The 20,309-nt window shown below is 37.3% G+C and carries 18 protein-coding genes and 1 tRNA gene; 15 read left to right on the forward strand and 4 right to left on the reverse strand.

Going from position 1 to position 20,309, the window contains the following annotated elements:
* Positions 1-183 precede the first annotated feature (183 nt).
* Positions 184-873, reverse strand: a complete 690-nt coding sequence (locus tag ADU24_RS08830) for a transposase (protein ID WP_053366279.1) — start codon at positions 871-873, stop codon at positions 184-186.
* A 39-nt stretch (positions 874-912) separates the two neighbouring features.
* On the reverse strand, positions 913-1,116 hold the full coding sequence (locus ADU24_RS08835; protein WP_053366280.1) for a hypothetical protein: 204 nt from the start codon (positions 1,114-1,116) through the stop codon (positions 913-915).
* A 393-nt stretch (positions 1,117-1,509) separates the two neighbouring features.
* Between ADU24_RS08835 and ADU24_RS08840 the strand changes: the two genes are divergently transcribed.
* The 6 genes from ADU24_RS08840 to ADU24_RS22985 all read left to right on the forward strand — a co-directional run bounded on the left by ADU24_RS08840 (position 1,510) and on the right by ADU24_RS22985 (position 8,281).
* Entirely contained in the window at positions 1,510-2,646 is a 1,137-nt protein-coding gene (locus ADU24_RS08840; protein ID WP_053366281.1) for an ABC-three component system protein, read from the forward strand.
* A complete protein-coding gene (locus tag ADU24_RS08845) occupies positions 2,643-3,113 on the forward strand; it encodes a three component ABC system middle component (protein WP_053366282.1) in 471 nt (156 codons plus the stop codon). The genes ADU24_RS08840 and ADU24_RS08845 overlap by 4 nt, the downstream gene beginning before the upstream one ends.
* The gene (locus tag ADU24_RS08850; RefSeq protein WP_053366283.1) at positions 3,110-5,029 is read left to right on the forward strand and encodes a DUF3732 domain-containing protein; all 1,920 of its coding nucleotides are present in this window, start codon (positions 3,110-3,112) and stop codon (positions 5,027-5,029) included. The genes ADU24_RS08845 and ADU24_RS08850 overlap by 4 nt, the downstream gene beginning before the upstream one ends.
* A gap of 658 nt (positions 5,030-5,687) precedes the next feature.
* The gene (locus tag ADU24_RS08855) at positions 5,688-6,587 is read left to right on the forward strand and encodes a restriction endonuclease (protein WP_053366284.1); all 900 of its coding nucleotides are present in this window, start codon (positions 5,688-5,690) and stop codon (positions 6,585-6,587) included.
* A gap of 92 nt (positions 6,588-6,679) precedes the next feature.
* Positions 6,680-7,930, forward strand: coding sequence for a hypothetical protein (locus tag ADU24_RS08860; RefSeq protein ID WP_053366285.1), 1,251 nt, complete (start codon positions 6,680-6,682; stop codon positions 7,928-7,930).
* A gap of 255 nt (positions 7,931-8,185) precedes the next feature.
* A tRNA-Sec gene (locus ADU24_RS22985) sits at positions 8,186-8,281 on the forward strand.
* Between the two features lie 121 nt (positions 8,282-8,402).
* Here the strand turns inward: ADU24_RS22985 and ADU24_RS08865 are convergent.
* The gene (locus ADU24_RS08865) at positions 8,403-9,224 is read right to left on the reverse strand and encodes a hypothetical protein (protein ID WP_053366286.1); all 822 of its coding nucleotides are present in this window, start codon (positions 9,222-9,224) and stop codon (positions 8,403-8,405) included.
* A gap of 281 nt (positions 9,225-9,505) precedes the next feature.
* On the opposite strand from ADU24_RS08865, the gene ADU24_RS08870 reads away from it, so the two are divergent.
* The 5 genes from ADU24_RS08870 (at position 9,506) to ADU24_RS08890 (ending at position 15,863) form a co-directional block, all read left to right on the forward strand.
* Positions 9,506-10,336 carry an alpha/beta hydrolase gene (locus ADU24_RS08870; protein WP_053366287.1) on the forward strand — a complete coding sequence of 277 codons (831 nt, stop codon included), beginning with the start codon at positions 9,506-9,508 and terminating at the stop codon, positions 10,334-10,336.
* Positions 10,337-10,482: 146 nt separating this feature from the next.
* Entirely contained in the window at positions 10,483-11,652 is a 1,170-nt protein-coding gene (locus tag ADU24_RS08875; RefSeq protein ID WP_053366288.1) for an ATP-grasp domain-containing protein, read from the forward strand.
* Between the two features lie 17 nt (positions 11,653-11,669).
* Complete coding sequence (locus ADU24_RS08880; protein ID WP_053366289.1) at positions 11,670-12,407, forward strand: esterase family protein; 738 nt, start codon at positions 11,670-11,672, stop codon at positions 12,405-12,407.
* Between the two features lie 387 nt (positions 12,408-12,794).
* Positions 12,795-14,075 (forward strand): cell division protein FtsZ, encoded by a 1,281-nt coding sequence (ftsZ, locus tag ADU24_RS08885; RefSeq protein ID WP_053366290.1) that lies wholly within the window; start codon positions 12,795-12,797, stop codon positions 14,073-14,075.
* Between the two features lie 618 nt (positions 14,076-14,693).
* Positions 14,694-15,863 carry a saccharopine dehydrogenase C-terminal domain-containing protein gene (locus tag ADU24_RS08890; RefSeq protein ID WP_053366291.1) on the forward strand — a complete coding sequence of 390 codons (1,170 nt, stop codon included), beginning with the start codon at positions 14,694-14,696 and terminating at the stop codon, positions 15,861-15,863.
* Between the two features lie 73 nt (positions 15,864-15,936).
* Here ADU24_RS08890 and ADU24_RS08895 read toward each other — a convergent pair whose 3' ends face one another.
* Positions 15,937-16,773, reverse strand: coding sequence for a polysaccharide deacetylase family protein (locus ADU24_RS08895; protein ID WP_442853739.1), 837 nt, complete (start codon positions 16,771-16,773; stop codon positions 15,937-15,939).
* Positions 16,774-16,925: 152 nt separating this feature from the next.
* Here ADU24_RS08895 and ADU24_RS08900 point away from each other — a divergent pair, with 152 nt between their 5' ends.
* The 4 genes from ADU24_RS08900 (at position 16,926) to ADU24_RS08915 (ending at position 20,238) form a co-directional block, all read left to right on the forward strand.
* Positions 16,926-18,158, forward strand: coding sequence for a putative glycoside hydrolase (locus ADU24_RS08900; RefSeq protein ID WP_082306859.1), 1,233 nt, complete (start codon positions 16,926-16,928; stop codon positions 18,156-18,158).
* A 520-nt stretch (positions 18,159-18,678) separates the two neighbouring features.
* Positions 18,679-19,170 carry a DinB family protein gene (locus ADU24_RS08905; RefSeq protein WP_053366292.1) on the forward strand — a complete coding sequence of 164 codons (492 nt, stop codon included), beginning with the start codon at positions 18,679-18,681 and terminating at the stop codon, positions 19,168-19,170.
* Positions 19,171-19,244: 74 nt separating this feature from the next.
* The gene (locus ADU24_RS08910) at positions 19,245-19,643 is read left to right on the forward strand and encodes a hypothetical protein (RefSeq protein ID WP_053366293.1); all 399 of its coding nucleotides are present in this window, start codon (positions 19,245-19,247) and stop codon (positions 19,641-19,643) included.
* 136 nt (positions 19,644-19,779) lie between these two features.
* The gene (locus ADU24_RS08915) at positions 19,780-20,238 is read left to right on the forward strand and encodes a DUF4944 domain-containing protein (RefSeq protein ID WP_053366294.1); all 459 of its coding nucleotides are present in this window, start codon (positions 19,780-19,782) and stop codon (positions 20,236-20,238) included.
* The last annotated feature ends 71 nt before the right edge of the window (positions 20,239-20,309 follow it).

Raw genomic sequence — 20,309 nt, forward strand, 5'->3', positions numbered from 1 at the left:
TCTAGTAATGATTTGCGCTCTTTCTTTTCGTAGAGACCTTTCTAAATATAAAAGAGCTTGTACCGAAGCAAGCTCTATTTTTGTTTAATAAATACCTTTTGACAATGCTCGGTTGCTTTGAATTAACTAAAATCACCCTCTTCTGCTTTAGAGTAAATTGTACTGCTGAGGACTCCTGTCATTTTAACAATATCGTTGTAAACCATTTGATCGCCTTTTAGTATTGCTGAAAATCCAATTAATCGCTTCGAATTTATAAGGATAAATATGCTTGTTTTTACTTAATGCATAAGGGCTGGCATTTTCGATATCCGACACCGGCCCTTCATAAGCAAAAATGCGAAATCTCCCCTTATCCTTCTTGGTCACGGAATGAAGGTCGGAGTTTTCAATATGCCGGCTCGCGAATTCGGATAGGGAAACCCTGAAGCCCGCTGGGCAGATCTTCCGGTTGGATTTGACCGCCCCAATCACATGAAAGCATTTGGCGAGGCAGGAATCAATGAGATTTTTACTTGTGTACCAGCTGTCCATCAAGACATATACCTGTTCTTCTTCGGTGGCAGGAAAGGCCTCGATCATTTCCCTGGCCAGGTCAGCCTTACTTTTGAAAGGGAGACCCTGTTTTTCACATTGTCCCTTCCAGAAATATGGACGGAAATCCCAGGCCGCCGAATAGCCCTCGGCAACGATATGAGAAGTGACAAGGCAATGGGACCACACACTCTTGCCTTCCGTGTGGGAAAAGTGGAAATCAAGCCCTTCCATCTTCCTGGTCGAGATGTCCTTTCGGCATCCAGTATCATCAAAGATGAGAAAGATGATTGGCCTCGTATCACCAGCCTTTTTACGTGCACGTCGAATGGCAGCCATGAGATGTTCCAGCCTTCTCCTCTGAATCCGGTTCGCACATCAAGGGGATTCCTTCAGGAATCGCGTCATCGAACTAAGGTCACGGTTCTTTCCGGTATGTTCCCGGATTTGTGTGATCGTCTTTCGTCCCTCCGCCAAGATAATTCCATGCATGATGGAAACAAGGTGATTGAATTGGGGTTTTGACAGGCAAAGGCCGAGTGAAACAACGAAATTGACGATAGCTGAATAGAAGGATACCATAACCTTAGACATCTCCTTTTTCTGGATTTTGGTTGTGTGTGGTAACCTTCCAATTCCACGAATAAAGGGATGTCATTCTTATTTTTTAGGACATGTCAAAACAAGTTAAAAAGCGACATTTTTTATGACATGGTTTTTGCAAGAATCAAGTAAGTAAGTGTTTTTCTTACTTTAATGTAGATAAATAAATTAAGGATATCTAAGATATTCCGAAGGTAACGGTAAAATATATAATTTGAATTTTATAAGATAACTAATCTTAGTGTTGATAGTACTTTTTATGAGTGCTAGAATTTTAATATACAAATTATTACAATAAATGCAAATGGCAAAAATACTTAGATAAAAAGTACAAATAATGTGATACTAAGTAATTTATGAGGAGGGGGAAATTTGGATAGACAAAAGAATGATGATACCTTAACCAAATTAGGGGATACTTTCCATTATTTAATTGTCTTAGAGCATTGTCTGAAATTAGGCGATGGAGAATCCATTGCTGTTGAAATGTATGGTGATATTTCAAAAATTTCAGATGAAAATTCGATCAATATTGAAGTTAAGCATCATTATAAGCCCCATAAACTTGGTGAGAGGAATACTGATTTTTGGAAGTCCTTAAAAAACTGGGTTGAAAATAACCGAAAAATGGAAGGATTTAAACAACTAATATTAATCACAACATCTGAAGTAGATCAAGAATCAAATTTTTCTCAATGGAATATTTTATCAAAAGATGAAAAATACAAAATAATTCAAGAAATAGGCTCAACTATTAAAAAGAAGGAAGAAAGTTTCAGAACAATCTATAATGAGATTTTTAGACATGAAAAAGATGTTCTTTTAAGTATCTTAGAAAAACTTATCATTTATACAGGTCAATTGAAGATAGAAGAAAAATATAATCAGTTACAAAAAGACAGATTCTTTTTAGGTATCGAAAAAGAAAAAATACCAAATTTTATTAATGAACTTATGGGCTATATACTTACCCAACCAATTAATAGTCCTCACACTTGGTATATAATACATGAAGAGTTTAAAACATATGTTGTTGAAGTTGTTAAAAGGTTTTCTAATGATTCTAGACCCTTACCTGACATCTATGCAGATAAAGAACCTAAAAATATTGCACCTTATTATAAGGAATGCTTTACTGAGGAAATTTTAAAAATCGAGTATGGGGATGAGGAAGTAAGAGAAGCGATAATTAATTATTGGAGAACAAAACAAACCGCAATACGTTATTTTCATAGTCATCCCATTTATTTAAGAGACTTTAATTTATATAAAAGGGAGTTAGAAAAAAAACTCATACGAAATAAACGTAAAAGTAAGAGAAATTTTGATATTACAGATGAAAGAAAATGTATTGCAAAGTCCCAAGATTTTTATGATGAGAGTTTAGAGTTAAGTGCAATACCATTTGGTAGTGTAAATCCTAATCGATTATTTTTTCAACATGGAACTATACATGAAATAGTTAATGAAAAGAAGATTACCTGGTTAATGAAGGATGAGAAGCCATGAGCATAAAACACATTGAGAATCTATCTTTAAATCCTTTTTTTTGTAGTCATATACTACATCATTTCTTGAGTGGATGTAACTCAAAAAATGCCCATATTAGCGTTATGTATCTTGTTTTACCATTTGTTTTTTATCAAGATACTAGAACTATACTAGTTAAGGCGAACAAAAAAAGTGATATATATTCTGTCTTTTTCGATAAAAAAGAAAATCGAGTTTCATTAGTTGGTATGCAGGAAAGAATTGAATTTTTTTGGGAATATACAAACCAATCATTGATAGTCGGACATAATGAAGAGAAATTTTTTGTCGATAAAAAAATAACTGCGATAAATGTAGTAGATTATAAACAAATGAAAAATATTCAAATACGTGAATACTTTAGAGCAGCACATTATTTAGGGATTATCCTTTCAAAGTACGATTTCAAAGATGTTTTTATTAAGTTAGGAGTAACTATTGTATGAAATCTTATATAAAATCAATTATTCTTTTGAATAAGCATAATGAAAAAAGGTACATAACTCTAAAAAGAGGACTAAATATTATCACTGGACAGTCAAAAAGTGGTAAAAGTTCTTTGATAGAAATTATAGATTATTGTCTTGGGAGTACACAACCTACTATTCCCAAGGGAGTTATAACCGAATTTGCATATATATATGCCATCTTAATCGAAATAAACGATAGTTTAATCTTGCTCGGGAGAAAAAATTTCAATCAAGATGGTAGGAAATTTATTTATATGAGGTTCATGAGTAATTCTACAGATGTTAAAGATATTGATCTGGGGTTGTTTACAGATGAGTTTAGATTAAAAATAAGTAATGCAAAAATGGAAATAAGTAAAGCTTTTGGAATAACGGTTACTAATTCAACGGAAAGTGCAGAAGAAACTAATCAGGGTAGACCAAGTATTAGAGATATGGTTTCTTTTTTATTTCAACATCAAAATCTGATTGCAAATAAATTTGCTCTCTTTTACCGATTCGAAAACTCAAAGAAACGAGAAAGAGTTATTAAATTATTTCCTGTATTTGCTGGATGGGTAGACCAGAATTATTATTCACTAATTTATAGGCTTGATGAATTAAGAAAAGAAAAGAAACGTTTGTCTAAAAGTCAGGAAGCCTTAGAAAAAACAACTGAAAGTTTAAAGCAAAATTTAATTGCTAGTTTTGAAAAGTATTATTTCTTAATTGGAGAGAAATTCCATCACCAAGATAAAGGGTTGCAATATTTATTGGAATTAAGAAAACAACTTCCAGATCCTTCAGATGACGCCTATACAAGTGATGAATTAGAAAATAATTATTACCATAAGAAACATGAACTCGAAATTTTAAGAAGTAATAAACACGAACTAGAAATGAAGGTTCGAGATATCATTGAGGGAGAAAAGCTTGGAAATCATTATAAACAAAATCTTGAAATGTTAAATGAAAAAAAAGAATTATCTCGGCAAGGTGTAGAAAACTATGTATGCCCAATTTGTGGTAATAAACATTATGAACTTACAGAAAAGGCAAACGAAGTTAATATGGCTAAAGAGTGGCTTGAAAATGAACTTAGTGGATTAAATTACTATACTACTCGCTTTGAAGAGGAAATGAATGTCTTAAAAAAGGACATTAAAATTCTGAAAAATTCCATTAAGGAAAAGGAGAAAGAATTAAATGAAATAGAGCATCTCTCTAACGAGATTAAAGAGAAAAAACATTTGGATGCTCAGCAACAATATGCGAAAGCGAGGATTGATATAGAGTGTATGTTTGTTGAAAAACAAATTAGATATTTAGTGAGTAATTCCATAGATGAAATACTGTCTGAAATTGAATATATTAAAAACCAAATTAGCGGTTATGACATTGAAAGTTATTATAAAAATGCTTTTTACACTATAAATGGCAATATGAACAGAATAATAGATAAATTAGATTTTGAAGAGGAATTTTTGCCTGCAAATCTAAAATTTAAATTGGAAACCTTTGACCTTTATCACCATGATAAGAAAAACAATGAAAAAATTTATTTAAGTGAAATGGGAAGTGGGGCAAATTGGCTAGCGTGTCATGTTGGATTATTTTTAAGTTTAATAACGTATTTTAGTTCCCAACGTTATTGTCCTGTGCCATCCTTATTATTTATAGATCAACCGAGCCAAGTATATTTCCCTGATATCTTTGACCAAACAAATACAAAAGATATTGAAGCCGTTCAAAAAATATATATTACTATACTTGAGGAACTGGATAAAATCTTTAAAGAAGTGGGTTTTTATCCCCAAGTTATAGTTACAGACCATGTGGATAATCTGGATTTAGGTAATTATAACTTTAACGATTATGTGAGAAGTAGATGGTGGAATGAGAAATTTATTTAAAGATTTTTAAAGAAAAAGAAAATAACTCGACTTCTTATAATAACAATTAGTCTTCTTATATATTTTTATCACTAGTATCAAAGCTTTTAGATATGGTGATTATACGTGATTATACTTGTAAGGGGGTTAAGGAGTGGTGCATCGACGACGTTTCACTAAATTTATGGAGGTTTTTGCCACAAATTTAGTGAAATGTTTGTGGTAGCACCCCCGAGTATTTTACTAACTTAGCGTTAAATGTTTTGTCGATTTATATTAGGCTAATCCAATATCCTCATATGTATATATTTTAAACAAGTCAAGTAGATTATCCTTAGTGGACTACTATAACTCAAGCATTTTAACGTAAAACAAACCCCATTAAAAAGTGGGGTTTGTTGATGAGTAAGAGAGCTTCAAATCAATGAATCTTCTGGGGTTAATGGGTAATTCGTTTTATAAGATTGTAAAGGAATATGAGCAAATATTGTAGGCACTCAAAAAAGGGTGTCTTTATTTATATAGGGCATGAAAACATTGATTCAAAAAGCGAATAAATACTAAAAGTAAATTGGACAATAAATGGAAAACCAAATAGGATTTGGTATAATACTCAAGTGAAAGTATCTTAAAGGGAAATAGTTGCAAATTAAATTTTGTGGAAATATGAGGTGGGGATATGAAACATCTTCCATATGAAATTATGGAACAAACAATTCAATGTTTTGGAAAATGTTTTCATTTTAAAGACCCAATGGCATCTTTTATGCGGTCTTCAGGTGTTCCGATTTTATTAATTAATAAATATAGAGATTTACCAAAATTTGTTTGGGCAAGAAGAGTATTAGAAGAATTATCTTCTACTGAAGAGGGAGTTTTAATTCAAAGGAAAATATTAACGAATCTATGTAATCTAAAAGACTTACCAGATAAGGAAGTAAAAGATAGAAATGCAGGTCTAGACGCTTTAAGAAAATTAAAAAGGCTTGCAATAGAAAATGACGTTTTCGTTAAGGAACAAAAGGTAAAAGAAAATGTAAAAAAAATAATAGCTGAGCAAAAACAAGCTATTGTCAAGGAAAGATCAAAACAGCTCGAGGAACTAAGAACAAATTTTATTAGCAATATAACTGAAAATAATCGGCAAAAAGCTGGTTTTGTTTTAGAAGACTTACTGAAAAATTTATTTGAGATTAATAATATTGAGTATAGAAAATCGTTTAGAACAACTGAAAATACTCAACAAATTGATGGATTTTATAGTTTTGATGGATTTGATTATTTAGTAGAAGCAAAATGGAGAAAAGAAATCCCGAATGTAATAGATATTGCAGGCTTTAAATATAAAATAGAAACAAAAATTGATAGTACTAGAGGATTGTTTGTCTCGATAAATGGATTTAGGCAGGAAGTTATTAAAGAGTTTAGTGGAAAGGGTACTAAAATTATTTTTATGGATGGTCATGATTTAATGTTGATACTTGAGGGAAGGATTAATCTTTGGGATGGGTTGAGGTATAAAATAGAAAGAGTAGTTCAACTTGGAGAACCATATTCCCCATTGGCTTGTATGAACTAAATATATTTTGTCCATTTTGTACAGCTGAAACTTATATAATAGGAGTGTTTTTTTATTATTAGCAAGTGAATATTAATGGAGGAGAAGAAAAAATGACCTGCCCAATTCCAAATACACATAATAGATTAAAAGAAATTCATCGTTTATGGCATCAATGTCTAGATAATTATTTCGACCCTGAAGGTTTTAGAACTAACCTAAACGCAGCAATTCAAGCTTTAAGGAATCTAACTTTTGCCTTACAAAATGAAAAAAAGGCAATACCAAATTTTGATGATTGGTATTCTAATTGGCAAACCAAAATGGGTGATGATGAGTTATTAAAATGGTTAAATAAAGCACGTGTGAAAATTGTGCATCAGAAGGATTTAGAAACTAAAAGTATAGCAAAAGTTACAGTCAAAAACTATTTAGATATTGCAGAATTAAAAATGGAATTACCTCCTTTTATTCCTATAGAACTAATTGCTTCACAATGTGTAAAATCATTAAGTAAAAAGTATCCTGAACACGTAATTAAGAACTGTTATGCGGTCATTGAGAGAAGATGGACTGAAGCAAATCTTCCTAATTGGGAATTGCTAGATGCATTAGCTTATGGATTTAATTTCTTTAGTCAATTAATTAATGAAGCACATGAAATGGCTAATTGTAAAATTAGTACCTGTTCTATGAGAGACACTCTACATAAATTAACAAAAGAAGAGATTGAAACGGGAAGATACGTTTGCATGACCACCCAACAAGGAATTAGGTCGGAGACGATAACTCTTTCTGATTTTGCCACGGTGACAGTTGGTTTTAAGGAAGTTAAACTAAATGAGAAAACAGCAAAGAAAACATTAAAAAAATATAAAATTCATGAATTACCTTTTAATGAGATAGAGATATTGGGATACGCAAAAAAAGTGAATGAAATTGCTAAAAAAGTTTTAGTAAAGGATAAATATCATAGGCAAATTTTTATGTTGCATTCTCCTTCCCGTGGATGGAAAGTTATTGATGCAGAGGTCGAAAACCAAACTTCAAAATTTATTCTTATGTCTCAATTGGGTGAAATTGTGAAAAAAGACAATATAGATGCAATAATTCATGTAAGTGAGATATGGCTAACTCAGGATATAAGTGCTGTCGCTAAGGGAGTTTCAGTAGCTGAAACTAAAGATAAAAGAGAAGCCTTAAGTGTTACAGTAATCGGGAAAAATAATATAAACAAAACCTATTTAACTATTTTTAAACGAGGTTTACTAGGAAAAATCATATTAAATAAAACTGAAGTAAATGAAAACCTTGATGGTTTAAATTATTTAAATCCAATAAAAAGGATTTGGGATAGCAATTAAATTCATTAAGCGAGGAACTTTTTCACAAAAGATATAATTTTGCAGCTATGTTTCTGACAACTGAAACTTTTTTGCTGAGGTAAATAAGTTTATAAGAATAGGGAATCAAATTTCATTTAATCCTTTAAATTATGACACTCAATGCCTATGTGAGTGTCTTTTTTAGTCCAAATTAATGTTATAATTTAATTAGATAGCTATAGACTAAACCGTTGGGTAAATTGTGAATAGACCGTTGTGACCCCTTTGATATACGGGGCTGAATGGGGTACTGGTGTCCTCCACGGTCTTCAAAACCGCTTGTGACCTGCGTGCCAGGTCAGGTGGGTTCAATTCCCACCAGTTCCGCCAATATACATTTGAAGCAACTTGGACATCCTAACTTTTAGCCGAGATAATATAATTTTACTAATAAAATTGGCCACCTATCTCTGGGTGGCCTTATTTTGCGTAATGTGGTTTTCTAGGCAAACTAAGCTGACTGCCGTTGGTTCCTTCTTATCCGGCTTTCCTTTTTATCGGATTTGTCATTCTTTCTGTTTTTGGAAACTCTGAAAAACATCACAAGTCCAGCACTGCCTATCAGCATCCATTCAAGTGCATATTGATTGCTGCTGACATAGATTCCCGCTGTGGCAATGATTAACAGAAGGATACTTTTTAGGTAATAATTGGACCTGGAATTGACCACCATCAGAACGGATAGGATTACAAGCACCGAAGGGATCAGGTGGCTTCTCTCTAATAAAGTTTGATTGGTATAATGGCCATAAAAGTAAGACAGAAATGATGCTAACACTGCAAACAGTGAAAGAATATACTTAGTCCGGGACTGTTTGGCAAACAGAATCCAGACTGCTGCAAAGTTGATGCCAACTGATATTGCCAGCTTAATCACCAAATCATTGAATGTAAAGGTGCCGACCGGGACCTGCATCAGATCCATAACGTATTTAACGTTGAAAAGTACCGCTGCGAGGGCTGCGATTTTTACTGCAAGATTTACGTTTACCTTGGGCAGTTTCACTTTTACATTCTTAAGGGAAGGTCTAAATTTTGAAATGCGCTTGGAGTTCGTCCTGCTTGGCGGAGTGACTCCCCCTTTGGCCTCTGAACCAGCATGTTTGTTTCGCCTCTCCATCCTTGTGCTGCTGGCCTTGCCTTCCCTGGTTTCCCGTATATTAACCCTTTGGTCCGTCTCCCATTTTGTCTGGGGCTCCTCGGGCCATTTTTGCTCACTATATTCTTGGCCATCGACTTTTTCTGGATGCTCATTTTCTGTATAAAAGTTCAATGCCTTTCACCTCTACCGTTTTTTGTTTAACACTACCATGAGATTATACAACTCCTATCCTAGAGGTTCTACCTAAAAAGCCGTATTAACCCGGAAAGGGAAATAGTGGCAGACCTGTTTTTTGAAATCGAATGGACTTCTCGCCTGTTTTCACTATAGCCTTTTGGTTCTATGGTGAGATTAAAAGCACAGGAAATATTGAAATTAACAAAAGTAATAGGGGTTTAATGATAGAAAGATTAGTATATTTAAGGTAATACCAAGGGAGTGAGGACGGTAAAATGAACGAATCCTATTTTTATTTAAAACTAGAAACACATGAATTATATATGCCTTATAAAAACGAAGAACGCCGAGTGCGTGTTTTATTGCCGAAAAACTATGATAAAGATAAGTCTGAAAGTTATCCAGTCGTATATATGCATGATGGACAAAACGTTTTCTACAGTAGTGAATCTTTTAGCGGTATTTCATGGAAAGTGATTCCGGCAATTAAACAAAATCCCGATTTGCCGAAAATGATTGTTGTTGGGATTGATCATGGCGGACAAGAGCGAATTAATGAATATTCGCCTTGGAAAATAACTGAAAGCCCGCTTCCTGAAGATTTTGATCTAGGCGGAAAAGGCGCAGAATTTGCCGAGTTTGTCATGACAGTCGTGAAACCGTTTATAGATAAGCATTATCGGACGAAATCAGATAAGGTTCATACAGCCATGATTGGCAGTTCACTTGGAGGAAACATCTCGGCTTTTATGGGGATTGAATATAAAGACGAAATTGGTGGATTAGGTATTTTTTCTTTAGCCAATTGGATTACGAGTAAGGCCTTTGACAGCTATATTGCTGGGCGTGTGTTGGATCCTGAACAACGCGTGTATATTCAGGTTGGGACACAGGAAGGTGATGATACCGACCGGAAATTCATGTATGGCAATATGAAGCAGGCATATATCGATGGGTCGCTTAAGTATTATAAACAACTAATAAAAGGCTCAATTCCAATTGATAGCATCCGTTTTAATATTTTTGCGGATGAGGAACATAATGAAAAAGCTTGGGCAAAACACTTACCAGAATGTTTACGTTTTTTAAGTGAGAAATGGTCATGAACGAACTGAATAAGTGTATTTAAGAGTGGGAGGACTTTCCCGCTCTTTTTTTTGAATATTTACTCATTTAAATTGATTTAAAAAGTAAATGATTGTATCATTTGTAAAAACTATGATTCTATGAGTCCGGGAAAGGAGCCTTTTTTATGAATTATATTTTGATTTCGCCATATTATCCGGTTAATTTTCAGCCATTTGCCCATCGTTTAAAAGAATCAGGTGTCAATGTCCTGGGAATTGGCGAAGAGCCATATAACCAATTAGGTTCCAAATTACAGAACTCCCTGACTGAATATTATCGTGTGAATAACCTTGAAGATGTGGATGAAGTGAAACGTGCTGTTGCATTTTTATTTTTTAAGCATGGTCCCATCGACCGCATTGAGTCCAATAATGAGCACTGGCTGGAACTTGATGCACAGCTGCGTGAGCAATTTAACGTGTACGGCAATAAACTTAATGACTTGAAGAAAGTTAAGTATAAATCTGAAATGAAGAAGCTTTTTAAACAAGCCGGTGTACCCGTTGTAGAAGGAAGAACCGCTAAAAATAAGCAGGAGTTAGCCAGGGCCATTGAGGAATTAGGGCTGCCAGTCATCGCAAAACCCGATAATGGAGTGGGTTCCGCTTCTACCTTTAAACTGGATTCGAAAGAAGCTTTACGCCGTTTTGAAGATGAATGGGGTGAAGCACAAGTGTACTTCGTGGAACCATTTGTGGAAGGAGGAGTGCTTTGCACCTTCGATGGGTTAGTGGATCAGAAAGGGGACATTGTTTTCCAAACAAGCTTTACATACAATGTGCCCACTCTGGAATTGGTTAATGGTCAACTTGATATGGCTTATGTGATTCAAAAAGATATTGATCCAAAGCTCGAAACATATGGAAAGGCAATCGTAAAGGCATTTGGTATGAAAGAACGCTTTTTCCATATTGAGTTTTTTCAATTGGATAACGGGGATTATGTTGCACTTGAATACAATAATCGCTTGGCTGGCGGCTACACGGTAGATATGTATAATTTCGCGTACTCCATTGATTTATTTGCTCAGTATGCTTCTTTAGTGACAGGAGGAGAATTTAAGGAATCCGAAACTGAAAACCGTTATTGTGTTGGTGTAACACAGCGAGATGCGTATGAGTACAAACATGGGTCGAATGATATTTATGAACGATTTGGTGATCGCGTAAAGCTTGCTCAGCGGATGCCAGAGGCGTTTGCGAAACTCCAGGGAAATCAATTTTATGCAATTATTGCAGATTCTCAGGAAGATGTAGATGACATTATCCGCTTTGTACATGAACGAAAAAATTAGTGATAGGAGATTCATCCATGCATATAGAACATTTAAGCCATTGGAGTGGCGAATTAGGGCGTGAAATGCTGTTGAACAGATATGGACATAGTGGAATGCCAATTGTCGTTTTTCCTTCATCTGGAGGGACGTACACTGAATATCATGATTTTGGAATGATTGATGCGTGCCATGACTTTATTGAATCCGGAAAAGTTCAATTTTTTACATTGACCAGTGTCGATAGTGAAAGTTGGCTGCACGACTCAAAACCAGCGCATGACCGCGCATTGGCTCACGCGGCATATGACCGTTATGTGATATCAGAAGCTATTCCATTTATTAAGCATAAAACAGGTTGGTTTGATCCTATGATGACAACGGGATGCAGCATGGGGGCATATCATGCCTTGAATTTTTTCTTGAGGCATCCGGATGTTTTCCAAACAACCATTGCACTAAGCGGTATTTATGACGCTCGTTACTTTTTTGGGGATTACGGAAATGATCCGCTTGTATACCAAAATTCACCGAGTGATTACATATGGAATCAAAATGACGGCTGGTTTATTGATCGCTATCGGTCAGCAACTATCATTATTTGTACAGGGCTGGGGGATTGGGAACAGGATGGGCTGCCTTCATACTATACATTAAAAAAAGCCTTTGAAGAAAAACAAATTCCAGCAAGGTTGGATGAATGGGGCGAAGATGTTTCGCATGATTGGATCTGGTGGAGACGCCAAATGCCGTATTATTTAGGAGAATTATTTTAATACCATGTCAAAAAACCAACGCAACGTTGTTGGTTTTTTTAAGAGATTGATAGTTGAAAGCTTTTAGTAGAACAGGGCAGTCGCACGGTGGACCCTTACTCGTGCGATTTTCTTTATATTTAGTTGTTAAGTGACCCAGGATTTCGCTTTTGTTTAATAGCATGTTGATTGGGAGTAATCTGCTCCCATCTATCTATTAAGATATTCTTTTATTTTTTGCCAAGTCCTCTGTACACTACCCTCCCCGACGAATGACACTTTATTCCTGTAAAATTACAGTCTTTTAACAAATCGAAGAAAAAGACAGAATTTCCAAGCCGGTGTCGAATTATATAGGTACAGAGAAAAATAGGGGGCAATTTAATCAGCTAATTAGGGGGACTATATATGTTAGAATTTGACACCAATATTGATCAATTAGCCACTATAAAAGTAATTGGGGTTGGCGGCGGCGGAAATAATGCCGTGAACCGGATGATTGAGGACGGCGTGCAGGGAGTGGAGTTCATTGCCGTGAATACAGATGCGCAGGCTCTCAAAATGTCAAAAGCGGAGGTCACGATGCAAATAGGCGGTTCGCTGACCAGGGGCCTGGGGGCGGGTGCCAATCCTGAAATCGGAAGAAAAGCTGTCGAGGAAAGCAGGCAGCAGATCAAGGATGCCCTGCAAGGCGCGGACATGGTGTTCGTAACGGCCGGTATGGGAGGCGGAACCGGGACCGGTGCCGCGCCGGAGATAGCCCATATCGCACGGGAACTTGGCGCACTTACAATTGGAGTGGTGACTCGTCCATTCACTTTCGAAGGCCGCAAGCGGGCACAAAATGCGGCAGCCGGAATAGAAGCGATGAAGAAAGCCGTAAATACCTTAATCATTATTCCAAATGAGCGATTGCTGGAAATCGTTGACAAAAGAACGCCGATGGTTCAAGCCTTCCGAGAGGCGGACAATGTCCTCAGGCAGGGTGTCCAGGGCATTTCCGACTTGATTGCCGTGCCAGGCATGATTAACCTGGATTTTGCTGACGTGAAAACGATTATGTCCCACAATGGAACGGCGCTTATGGGCATCGGAGTAGCTTCAGGCGAAAACCGTGCTGCCGAGGCTGCCAAAAAGGCTATCTCCTCGCCGCTGCTTGAAACAAGCATCAATGGCGCGAAAGGTGTACTGATGAACATCACGGGCGGCATGAATCTCAGTTTGTTTGAAGTCCAGGAAGCGGCCGATATTGTGGCTGCTGCAACAGATGACCAGCTTAACATGATTTTTGGATCGGTCATCAATGAAAACCTGGAAAAAGAAATCATGGTGACCGTGATTGCGACCGGCTTCGACCATGATGAGGAGAAAGCTACGCCATCGAACACATCGCGCCGTCCTGTAGGCATGATTGCGAATTCCCGTGAGCAATACCAGGATCAGTTGAGAAATCGAGAACCTGTAACCCCTGTAGAAACGGGTTATTATGGACAAGACTATAACTACAGACAATCCAGAAACTACAGCCAAGATGAAAGTTATAGCCAATCCGAAAACTACACCGAATACGAAAACTACAGCCAGCCGCCAGTCTACGAAGAGCCCGCGAATTACGAACAGGAACCCCAGCAGCAAGACGACTCGCTTGAAGTTCCAGCGTTCTTCCGGAAGCGAAACAGAAGATGGTAAACTAACGAACAAAAAGGCCAAATCATTTGCGATTTGGCCTTTTAATATTGATGAAAATAAACGTTAATTCCTGTGTTCCAGGTCAGGTAGGCTCGGTTTCTAAAAGGCTCCGCCAAAACCGTTGAACTATAATGGTTAGTGATTTATTGGGATTTAATACATAACGTTTTATTTTCCCCATAGACCCGTGGTAGGGGACAAAAAATGACCTTGTAACCTCCTTTGCGCATGTTTGGGCAAAACCCAGCAAAAGCGAAGGAGGTTTTTGTTTTGGCTGAACATAAACGACATCAGATGAAGGGGTCAGAACAAATCCGTTACTTCGTATGTTCTAACAGAAAATTGTTGCAACGTATACCAGACCTGTTGAATCGAATTGCCACTTATGGGGTTTAGAGATATCAAAATGTAACCGGAAACTTTGTCGGAACCGTTTTTCATCGTACAGGGTGCATGACTATATTTTTTTAGGGGTTGGGCGTTAATTACAATATTCGGAAGAAATACACATACTATTAGGAATTTTTAATATTTATAATTAAGCAAACTATTAAACCAGGTCTCTGGGCATTCGTAACGGGGGAATCCATACGAATTTTTGGAAAAGAAGGTGTTTAAATGAAAGTAGCTGTATTAGGGTCTGGATTAATGGGGAAAGAAGCAGCACGTGATTTGGTGCAGAGTGCTGGAGTAGAGGCAGTTGGATTGGCAGATATTGATTTAGGGCGTGCACAACAAGTATGCAATCAAATTCAATCACCGAAATTAGGAGCGTTTTCCGTTGATGCCGGGAACTACGAGGAATTGGCTAATTTCATACGCCAATATGATGTCGTTGTGAATGCACTATTTTATGCTTTTAATGAAACGGTTGCGAAAGCGGCTATTGCCACAGGGGTAAGTTCTGTTGACCTTGGTGGACATATCGGTGGTATCACGGATCGCGTATTAGAGCTGAAAGAAGAAGCGATGGCAGCCCATTCGACGATAATCCCTGATTTGGGTGTTGCCCCGGGAATGATCAATATTTTGGCGGGCTACGGTGCAAGCAAGCTCGATACTGTAGAGTCCATTAAGATGTATGTTGGGGGGATTCCTGCAAGACCCGAACCCCCGCTTGAATATAATCATGTTTTTTCAATGGAAGGATTGTTGGATCATTATACGGATCCTTCAATGATCATTCGAAATGGAGTAAAGCTGGAGGTCCCATCGCTTTCAGAGGTGGAAAAAATCTATTTTGAGAAATTTGGTCCTCTGGAAGCATTTCATACTTCGGGTGGAACCTCCACATTACCTTATTCATATCCATATTTGGATGAGTTGGAGTATAAAACGATCCGCTTCCCGGGCCATGCGGAAAAATTCAAATTGCTTGTTGATCTTAACCTTACCCGCAAAGATTATGAGGTGGATATTAAAGGGCAGCAAGTGAAGCCCAGAGACGTCTTGTTAAAGGTTCTTGCCCCGATTGTGGACTTAAAGGACAAAGATGATGTAATATTGCTTCGTGTCATCGTTTCAGGAGCGAAAAGTGGTGTGAAAACGACATATGAATATGAAATGACGACATTCAAAGACCGTACAAATAATGTAACAGCGATGGCACGCGCAACCGCAAATACCATTTCAGTCGTAGCCCAAATGATAGGCAATGGAACGATAATCAAAAAAGGCGTCCACCCACCGGAGCAAATCGTTCCCGGAAAAGAATATATAGAAGAAATGGCAAAAAGGGATATTATTATTACGGAAATAAAGAACCAGGAAACCCAAATCAAAAATTAATCATTTCGCGAACCTTCCTGCTACTATAGTGGGTGGGGCTTTTCTTTTTTTAGGTTCCTCAATTGCTATTCTATTAATTTTCTTTTTTAGGGACCTCTATTAAATCGGGATCGGCAATGGAATATCCTTTGGCCTGAAGCCCTTTGACGATATCCTCAAGCGCGTCCTTTGTCCACCCGCGGTCATGCATCAGAAGGTTCGCCCCATTGGTGAGGTAGGGGCTTGCGACCATGATTTCAGCCAGGGAATCGGGGTTCTGGTATTGCTTCTCCCAGTCATAGCCGTACGTCCAGTTCATCAGCAGCATGCCTTCCTGCTCGGCTACCTCTTTGGAATAATCCGTATTCATGCCGAAAGGCGCCCTGAAAAAGGCAGGAGAAACACCGATGATTTCTTTAACCCGGTCATTCAGTCTAACGATTTCCTGCTTCTGTTCCTCTTCTGAAATTTTCGTTAAGTTTTGATGCGAATACGTATGATTGCCAATGGCAAAGCCCATTTCATGGATCTTTTTCAATCTTTCCTCTTCCACGGGAGTGTCAAGAAAATGGCCATTTACGAAAAAAATTGCTTTTACCCCAAGTTTGTTAAGAATTTCTGCCATTTCAAGCGAATGTTTATCTGGTGCATCATCGATTGTAAGCAGGACATTTTTTTCGTCTGAACCGTCCAGCCTTTCGATTACCCAATTGGCCTCGTTCAGCTTATAGATTGGCTGGGTTTCTACGATGGCTTCCTCCGTATTTTCTTCAACAGACTCTTCTGTTTTAGGGGGTTTTTCTGCATTTTCCGTTTTCGTCACTTCCGCTGAGGGTATAGATTCTGTGACTTGGGATTCATTGTTTTGCTTTGTTCCGGTGCATGCAGCTAGCATGGCAGCGGCAAATAAAATAGGTATAAATGATTTCAAGCTGATTCCTCCAATATGCTTATTCTAATATCTTCATACCCACTGGAGAAGAGGAAAACCCAAGTTTCTGCAATTACACGACGAAATTCGAACAAAGGATCGAGTTTCGGCTTTATATAGATAAAAGACTTACAAGAGGAGACATCATTGAAATGAACTACAAAACTTTTATGATCTTATTGGTTTCTTTCCTACTAATAGGATGCAGCAATCAGGGAAAAAGTGCTGGCCAGCAGCCACCGCCGGCTGAGACAAGCGTACCCAAAAAATCCGAAAACGAATTGGCAGAAGAGCCCAAGCCTGAAGGGAAAGCACCTGAAAAGCCCGAGTCTGAAGGTTTTAAATCCCCATTTTCTTTTGAGTACCCGAAAGATGGTGTAAAAGGAATCTATGTGACAGGACCTACTGTGAGTGTTTCAAGGTTCAATGATCTTCTGGAACTCGTCGAAAAGAGTGAATTGAACAGCATGGTCATCGATATCAAGGATGATTTTGGCAAATTGCAATATAAGCCCGAAAAAGGCTCACCATTTGAGGAGATTGGCGGCCCATACATAAAAGATCCTGGCAAACTATTAAAAACGTTGGAGGAAAAACAGATTTACCCGATCGCCCGTGTGGTGGTTTTTAAGGACAACCACCTTGCAACAAAGAGGCCGGACCTTAGTTTTACTGAAAATGGAAAAGTGTGGAAGAACAGTAGAGGCGAAAGCTTTGTCAATCCGTTTATGAAAGAAGTATGGGAATATAATGTGGAAATTGCTAAAGAAGCAGCCAAAATGGGATTCAAAGACATCCAGTTCGATTATGTCCGTTTCCCGGAAGGTTTTGAAACAAGGGATAGCTCGCTAAAGTATTCCCAGGGAGATTACAGCCAGGTGGAAAAAGATAATGTCCAAAAGAGAGTGGATGCGGTAACCGATTTTGTCGCCTATGCGAAAAAAGAACTTGAGCCTTACAATGTAGATGTCTCGGTTGATATTTTTGGTTACTCGGCGACACTTCCGGAAGCTCCGGGAATCGGGCAGAACTTTTCCAAGATCTCCGCCAATGTCGATGCCATCTCGAGCATGATTTMCCCGAGCCACTGGACTAGCTATTTCGGCATTGAAAAGCCTGACCTGCAACCATACGAAATCATCAATGAGTACGCCAAGCATGAAAACAAGGTATTGGATGCATTGGAAAACCGCCCGATTTCAAGGCCTTGGATCCAGGATTTTACCGCAAGCTATCTTGGGGCAGGGAACTATAAAAACTACGGGAAAGCGGAAGTGGAAGCGCAAATCCGCGCCTTGAATGAAAACGGAATAAACGAATTCCTGCTATGGAATGCATCCAACCGGTATACAAAAGAGGTGGATTATACACCACTAACCCCGTAAAAAAGCGGAAGCTGTCTTGGGAACAATTTTGCAACTAGTGTTCCTGTGGAGCTTATCTTTCCCCTAGTGCTCAGCCGCGTCCGGCATAAGAGGCTACATGACGCCTACATGCAAGGTTAGGGATTGATTCCCACAAAGTCCCGCTAAATTAAAAAACCCCACAGTCATCTTAACGGGTTCGGTTTTTGAGTACAAAAACTTAATTTGCACACTAATTAGCAGTCCAATTCGCAAATGAATTGGACTGCATTTTTTTTATCGATATCATGGATTTCTGTACGTTTATGGCGTTTAAGCACTCGAATTCGCACCCCTTTTAGCAGAGTGACTGTAACTTTTGTCAGCGTGCGAATTCGTATGCTAATTGCATGTGAATTGGTTTGTTAAAAATAGCAAGCAGGTTTTTGGTTATTAATGTTAAAATTACAGAAGAGCTTATTCAACATAAGGTGCAGGTTAGTGAAATAAGAACGAGAATACATTAATCTTTTGCTTGCTTCTTTTGACTAAGGAGGTATTTATGAAGTCTTCTGTATTTATGCTTTTTGAATATAACTGGATGATTCGAGAAAAGTGGTTTAATTGGTGCAAAGAAATATCGGAAGAAGAATTAGTAAAGGAAAGAAATGGTGGATACAAAGGATTCTTGCACACATTATTTCATATTGTTGATGTAGAACAGAGGTGGATTAGAGGTTTATCTCACGAAAAGCCCATTATGTACCACTTTACCGATTATAATTCCTTAAATGCTATTATAAATCTTTCCAATCAAACAAAAGAGTGTACTTCAAATTTTTTGAAAAATTATACTTCAATTAGAGATAGTGATGTATTAAGTGCAGTCAATAAAATAGGAGAAAAAGTTTCCCATCATTATATTGAAGTTCTTTTGCACCTTTCTATTCACGAAGTACATCATATAGGTCAACTTTCAGTTTGGGCAAGAGAACTTGGAAAAGAGCCAGTCTCTGCAAATTTAATTGGATTAAATCTATTCAACAACAATTGAAGGCGGGGTGCATCAGCTTATTAAGCTATCTGGGCAGAATTGTTTGATAAGAAGATTAGGAAGGAGAGGAAAGATTGAAAAACACAGCAAAGCTTGAAATGTTGGTTGGAGTATTGGCAGTTCTAACAGGGCTTCTGTATCTCCTACGCTTATTTGGTCCTACTGAATCTGAAGTTGTTAGTTGGGGACTATTGGTGGTAATTATTGGAGGAGTGGTTACTTTCCTAGGGATATTTAAGACGAAAGTTACCGACCTGCTGACAGGGGCTTTGGTATTTTTTCTGATCTTAATTCAACTACCAGCAATTTTCTTGTGGCTTACCTTTCACGGCAGCAGTATTTCTGATGGAACTCCACCAAGTAATTTTGTAGCACACTGGATTTTTGCGACTCCTCACATAGCGATTTCCTTAATCGGTCTAATTTTAATTGTTTCTTTAATAAAGAAAAATACAGTTAAAGTTTCTTCATAATCAATAAGGCTCGAGCTAAGGCTTTTATCATATTAAAATCTTTATTTAACATAAGGGTTAGTGTGAAAAGAAAGTGAAACGGATAAGTCAATCAATCCTATTATATGTTAAAAACTTTTTAAAGGGGGGTTAAAATTTGGCTGGAAAAAGACTTTTATTATTTACCTTTATCACGTTACTTTTTTTAGCTGTGGCTGGTTTGAAAATTTATGAATATAGACAGTGGAATTATCCTAGGTGGGAAGGAATAAGTGATGATGGTAATTGGAAAGCGGTAATTGCCAAAGATAAAAATGCTTCTCACCGGGAAAATCAAATTTTTGGAACGCTATACTGGGAAGGGGATAAAAAAGACGTTAACAAAACACTTTTAAGATTTGTTCAATTTCAGGTTGACGGTAGGTATTATACAGGTGATGAAAAGGAAAGAAATGATAAACGGCATCAAATAATAACACATTCTGATAATATGGGATTTCTTGCGTGGGGTAGTGCTGGTGATTTGGAGGATAAGGAATTGGTAGTCTTGCTTAATTGGAGCAAGAATGGAGAAGTTAAAAACACAAAAATTGAGTTAAAAAAAATTGGAGAATGATTGGCGGATAAAACCATTACAAGTGCGTTGGTCTAGCAGGATTTACGCACTTTCTTATTGAACTAAAGTGG

The sequence above is a fragment of the Bacillus sp. FJAT-27245 genome (genome assembly GCF_001273955.1).
Taxonomy (GTDB): domain Bacteria; phylum Bacillota; class Bacilli; order Bacillales; family Cytobacillaceae; genus Bacillus_D.

What these genes read in the sequence shown, in the direction of transcription:
- ADU24_RS08830 (WP_053366279.1), bottom strand. Translation starts at nt 873, where the DNA reads ATGGCTGCCATTCGACGTGCACGTAAAAAGGCTGGTGATACGAGGCCA.
- ADU24_RS08835 (WP_053366280.1), bottom strand. Translation starts at nt 1,116, where the DNA reads ATGGTATCCTTCTATTCAGCTATCGTCAATTTCGTTGTTTCACTCGGC.
- ADU24_RS08845 (WP_053366282.1), top strand. Translation starts at nt 2,643, where the DNA reads ATGAGCATAAAACACATTGAGAATCTATCTTTAAATCCTTTTTTTTGT.
- ADU24_RS08850 (WP_053366283.1), top strand. Translation starts at nt 3,110, where the DNA reads ATGAAATCTTATATAAAATCAATTATTCTTTTGAATAAGCATAATGAA.
- ADU24_RS08855 (WP_053366284.1), top strand. Translation starts at nt 5,688, where the DNA reads ATGAAACATCTTCCATATGAAATTATGGAACAAACAATTCAATGTTTT.
- ADU24_RS08860 (WP_053366285.1), top strand. Translation starts at nt 6,680, where the DNA reads ATGACCTGCCCAATTCCAAATACACATAATAGATTAAAAGAAATTCAT.
- ADU24_RS08870 (WP_053366287.1), top strand. Translation starts at nt 9,506, where the DNA reads ATGAACGAATCCTATTTTTATTTAAAACTAGAAACACATGAATTATAT.
- ADU24_RS08875 (WP_053366288.1), top strand. Translation starts at nt 10,483, where the DNA reads ATGAATTATATTTTGATTTCGCCATATTATCCGGTTAATTTTCAGCCA.
- ADU24_RS08880 (WP_053366289.1), top strand. Translation starts at nt 11,670, where the DNA reads ATGCATATAGAACATTTAAGCCATTGGAGTGGCGAATTAGGGCGTGAA.
- ftsZ (WP_053366290.1), top strand. Translation starts at nt 12,795, where the DNA reads ATGTTAGAATTTGACACCAATATTGATCAATTAGCCACTATAAAAGTA.
- ADU24_RS08890 (WP_053366291.1), top strand. Translation starts at nt 14,694, where the DNA reads ATGAAAGTAGCTGTATTAGGGTCTGGATTAATGGGGAAAGAAGCAGCA.
- ADU24_RS08905 (WP_053366292.1), top strand. Translation starts at nt 18,679, where the DNA reads ATGAAGTCTTCTGTATTTATGCTTTTTGAATATAACTGGATGATTCGA.